Here is a 5,137-nt window from a genome sequence, read left to right as displayed (position 1 = left end):
CGCTGAGGATGAGGACGAAGGGAGCGTACTTACGTACGTGACCGAGGCCCGAATTCCGAAAGCAACGCAGCAGATCGCCTTCGTGCAACAGTCTCCTCATAGGTGGAAGGTTTAAGGAGGTGCTTAGAGATACCTTTTTTTTGTCCTGAATAAGATGATCCGACTCACAAGAGATTGAATAAAACCGGAGAGGACAGACTAACCCCTACCCCTAGTCACGGCTCTTAGGCCAATGGCCAGGGGATTGTAAGGTGATCCCCCAGGATTACTTTACCTAGGGGGGCTTCTCTACCCCCTTAATCGAGCTCCTTACTTACTTGGAATTACAATAAGGCAAATGATGTAGGCGAGTAGGCCTGATCCTCCCATTAGGGAGAAGAGCACCCATAAGAGACGTACTAGCGAAGAGTCGATATTAAAATACTCTGCAATGCCTCCACATACGCCTCCGACCATTCGGTCGTTACTGCTTCTGTACAATTTCTTTTCCATAATACTTATTCTATTAAATGAATAGCTGTCTTTAGCAAAGGTACCTATAAAAAAGTTACGAAAGTGACAGTTGCACAAAGTGGGGCGTCTTCGTGCAACCGTCTCCTAATTGTATATCAGGTATTTGTGTCGATGCTATATGGGTAATATGAGATCCTGATTACGGGAAGCGTCACTATTCGTTGCCAATAGCTAGCTCTATAATTGGTGAGATCAACTCTGGCTTCTCTTGTTTCTCTCTGAAGATATATCTACCTTTGCACAGATTTAGAATATATGCGCCATAGATTATAGAATTATGATACAGCAGAACTTTATTAAGCTCTACGAGGAAAAGTATAAAGAGTATTGGGTGCTTCCCGCTTTTTCCAATTATGAAGAGGGGGTTACCTATAGTTTTGCACAAGTGGCCCAGTGGGTGGCACGTGTGCATCTGATTTTGGAGCATAACGAGATAAAACGGGGCGACAAAGTGGCTCTTATAGGTAAGGACTGTGCCGAGTGGTGTATGACGTGGATGGGCGTTGTCACCTATGGGGCGGTGGTGGTTCCTATTTTGCCAGAGTTTCATCAGGATGACATCCTTCATATCATAGCGCACAGTGATAGCCAGCTACTCTTTGTGGGTAAGGAGCATGAGCGGTTACTGAGCCTTGAGACACTTCCGGAGGTAAGGGGGGCCTTTAGGATTAAGGATCTACAGACGATAGCTGAGCTTTCACGTACGGAGTTGGCAAAGAGTACGGATGTGGCATCGCTGTTCAGTGCCAAGTATCCCGATGGCTTCACACGGGAGGATGTGAAGTACCCTGAGATCGGCAATGACGAAATGGTCTTGATCAGCTACACCTCGGGTACTTCTGGCTTTAGCAAAGGGGTAATGGCGACGGCGAATAACTTGATTGCCAATGTGCAATTTGGGCAAGATGCCAAGCTTCAATTCCGTGGCGACGACTTGCTCTGCTTTCTTCCCAATGCCCACGCCTATAGCTGTGCTTTCAACTTCCTTTTGCCACAGGCACAGGGTACGCATGTCTATATCCTTGGCTCGAAGCCTACGCCACGTATTCTCTTGAAAGCTCTTCAGGATATTCGCCCAAAGCTGGTGATTTCGGTACCGCTAATTCTAGAAAAGATCTATAAGAATGTCCTCGCTAAGAAGCTGAAAGATAAATGGCTCTCACTGGCCTTGAAGCTACCCATCGTGAAGGGGGTGGTGCATAAGAAGATACGCAAAACCCTGATTGATACCTTTGGGGGCAATGTAAATGAGGTGATTATCGGTGGGGCTGCACTCAATCCGGAGGTGGAGGCGTTTTTGATGAAGATCGGCTTCCCCATCACGGTCGGCTATGGCATGACGGAGTGCTCCCCTATCATCTCGTATACGGGGAACCGACAGTTTTTACAACACTCCGCAGGGCGTATTCTCCATAAGATAGAGGAAGTGCGTATTGATGGAGCCCAATCTATTGAGGGCAAAATGGTAGGCGAGGTGCAGGTAAGGGGCGAGAATGTCTGCCTCGGTTACTACAAAAACCCGCAGGCGACGGCCGATCTCTTTACAGAGGATGGCTGGATGCGGACTGGCGACCTAGGTTATATAGAGAAGGATACAATATTCCTCCGCGGCCGCTCTAAGGCAATGCTACTCGGTTCCAACGGTCAGAACATCTACCCGGAGGAGATTGAAGCGAAGCTGGCTATGCTCCTCTATGTGAATGATGCTATATTGGTGCAACGTGACAAGCGACTAGTGGCGCTACTGTCGGTAGATAGAGCAGCGCTGGAAAAGGATGGGCATGCTACTGAAGAGGCGATAAAAGCGATTTTGGATGATCAGCGAAAGCAGGTCAATACTCAGATCGCTAGCTACGCACAGATCGCTGCTATGGAGATGATTGATGGGGAGTTTGAAAAGACCCCTAAGCAGAGTATCAAGCGATACCTCTACCAATAATCGGCCGCTATACCAAGGCGACCATTTGAAGAAAGGACCTCTCTACTGGGGTCCTTTCTTTTTGAGGGGTGCCTTATCGGACAGGTCGGACGAGTCAGACAGGTCGGACCAATGAGCGGGGGTCATGGGTTTGACCTCTCTGAATTGTCCGATGTGTGTGATCGATTGCTGTGCAATATTCTCTTTTTATGTCAGTCTTGGGTGACAGATTTGGCACTTTGGGAGGGTTGGCACATAGGTTGCTCTTATCTTGTCAGAAATAATTAAATAAAATACTGATTAAGATTATGGGAAAGATAATAGGAATAGACTTAGGAACTACTAATTCAGTAGTGGCCGTCCTCGAAGGCAATGAGCCAGTGGTTATTGCTAATAGCGAGGGCAAGCGTACCACCCCTAGTGTGGTGGCTTTTGTGGAGAATGGCGAGCGTAAAGTGGGTGACCCTGCAAAGCGTCAGGCCATTACCAATCCACAGCATACCGTTTACTCTATTAAGAGATTTATGGGTGAGCGTTACTCTGCCGTGAAGGATGAGGCACACCGCCTACCTTATAAGTTGGTAGAGGGGGAGAATGACACCCCACGTGTAGATATTGATGGTCGTCACTACACTCCACAGGAGATTTCGGCTATCATTCTGCAGAAGATGAAGAAGACGGCCGAGGATTATCTCGGTGCAGAGGTGACGGATGCGGTGATCACCGTGCCAGCATACTTTAGCGATGCTCAGCGCCAAGCTACTAAGGAGGCGGGTGAGATCGCAGGGCTCAAGGTACAGCGTATCGTGAATGAGCCTACTGCTGCTGCTCTTGCCTACGGACTAGATAAGAGCCATAAGGATATGAAGATTGCGGTATTCGACCTCGGTGGCGGTACCTTTGATATCTCTATCCTAGAGCTTGGTGATGGTGTCTTTGAGGTGCTTTCCACCAATGGTGATACTCACCTCGGAGGTGACGACTTTGACCACGTAATCATTGATTGGTTGGCTGAGGAGTTTAAGAACGACGAAGGGGTAGACCTACGTAAGGATCCTATGGCACTACAGCGTCTGAAGGAGGCGGCTGAGAAGGCTAAGATTGAGCTCTCAAGCAGTACTTCTACCGAGATCAATCTGCCATATATTATGCCAGTAGATGGCGTACCAAAGCACTTGGTTCGCACCCTCTCAAGGGCTAAGTTTGAGCAACTTAGTGACCGATACATCCAGGCTTGTCGTGGTCCGGTAGCACAAGCCTTGAAGGATGCTGGCTTGGCACCTAGCGATGTCGATGAGGTGATCCTAGTAGGTGGTTCTACCCGTATCCCTGCGGTACAGGAGATGGTGGCTAAGATCTTTGGTCGCGAGCCTTCGAAGGGTGTGAATCCTGATGAGGTGGTAGCTCTAGGTGCTGCTATTCAGGGTGGTGTATTGAGTGGTGATGTAAAGGATGTATTGCTACTTGATGTGACTCCTCTATCACTCGGTATCGAGACGATGGGTGGTGTGATGACCAAGCTGATTGATGCTAATACCACTATCCCTACCAAGAAGTCGCAGATCTTTACCACTGCTGCCGATAACCAGCCTAGCGTGGAGATCCACGTGCTACAGGGTGAGCGTCCAATGGCAAAGGATAATAAGAGCCTGGGTAAGTTCAACCTCGATGGCATCCCAGCAGCGATGAGAGGGGTACCACAGATTGAGGTGACCTTTGATATTGATGCCAATGGTATCGTGAATGTTTCTGCTAAGGACAAGGGAACGGGTAAGGAGCAGAAGATCCGTATCGAGGCTTCGAGCGGTCTGAGCGATGCTGATATCGAGCGTATGAAGGCAGAGGCAGAGGCCAATGCTGAGGCCGATAAGAAAGAGCGTGAGCGTGTGGATAAGATCAATGAGGCTGATAGCGTGATCTTCCAGACTGAGAAGCAGCTGAAGGAGATTGGCGATAAGATGCCAGCTGATAAGAAGAGCCAGATAGAGGCAGAGCTAGAAAAGCTGAAGGAGGCTCACAAGGCTCAAGATGTGGCAGCTATTGACTCTGCTCTTTCGGGACTCAATGCGATTATGCAACAGATGAGCCAGGAGATGTACGCCAATGCTGGTGCCGATGCGGGAGCACAGCCAGGCCCTGATATGGGAGCTCAAGGTGGTGCCTCTGACCAAGGCACTAAGGGCGATGACCATGTCACTGATGCCGACTTTGAAGAAGTGAAGTAAGCGTATTGAAGACTTACTAGAAGCAATAGGGTGAGCCAAGTTTTTGGCTCACCCTATTTTTATGACATACTCGACAGTGAAGCGCATCTACAATCAATGATAATAGTCACTCTAAACCCAAGTTTGACCCCTAGAGTATATTTTGGGGTAGTTTTTGGATACTGTCCCTAAAATGTGTGTAAGCCCCAATAATGCTATCTTTGTGAAGTTGTGAATTAATAACAAAATTGATAGACATTAGTATGAGACTTACACGAGTGCAAGTTAAGGAAATTCTTTCAAACTTTATAATTGAAGGGCAAGGAGTTAAGGGATTGATGGAGCTGGTTGTAGAGATCGTGATGGAAGGGGAACGCGAACTTTACAAGGAAGATACTGGAGATGTCAGTAATGGCTACCGAGGTCGTCGTATTTTTGCGAGTGGTAATATGCTTGAGTTACGAGTTCCTCGGACACGTCAGCGTGGTTTTATGCCCGTTAT

At 48.1% G+C, this 5,137-nt stretch carries 3 protein-coding genes and 1 pseudogene; 3 read left to right on the top strand and 1 reads right to left on the bottom strand.

Features of this window, described 5'->3' with window-relative positions; translation table 11 throughout:
- Positions 1–309: 309 nt before the first annotated feature.
- Positions 310–492, bottom strand: a complete 183-nt coding sequence (locus A3GK_RS11350) for a PspC domain-containing protein (protein WP_021902970.1) — start codon at positions 490–492, stop codon at positions 310–312.
- A gap of 298 nt (positions 493–790) precedes the next feature.
- On the opposite strand from A3GK_RS11350, the gene A3GK_RS0109860 reads away from it, so the two are divergent.
- From A3GK_RS0109860 to A3GK_RS0109850, 3 genes and pseudogenes are all read left to right on the top strand, one after another.
- Complete coding sequence (locus A3GK_RS0109860; RefSeq protein ID WP_018029285.1) at positions 791–2,452, top strand: AMP-binding protein; 1,662 nt, start codon at positions 791–793, stop codon at positions 2,450–2,452.
- 287 nt (positions 2,453–2,739) lie between these two features.
- A complete protein-coding gene (dnaK, locus tag A3GK_RS0109855; protein WP_018029284.1) occupies positions 2,740–4,656 on the top strand; it encodes a molecular chaperone DnaK in 1,917 nt (638 codons plus the stop codon).
- A 242-nt stretch (positions 4,657–4,898) separates the two neighbouring features.
- A pseudogene (locus A3GK_RS0109850) lies at positions 4,899–5,137 on the top strand (IS256 family transposase); the annotation flags it as partial.

The sequence above is a fragment of the Porphyromonas somerae DSM 23386 genome, from assembly GCF_000372405.1.
GTDB lineage: Bacteria > Bacteroidota > Bacteroidia > Bacteroidales > Porphyromonadaceae > Porphyromonas_A > Porphyromonas_A somerae.
This window is presented reverse-complemented; position numbering and strand designations above follow the sequence as displayed.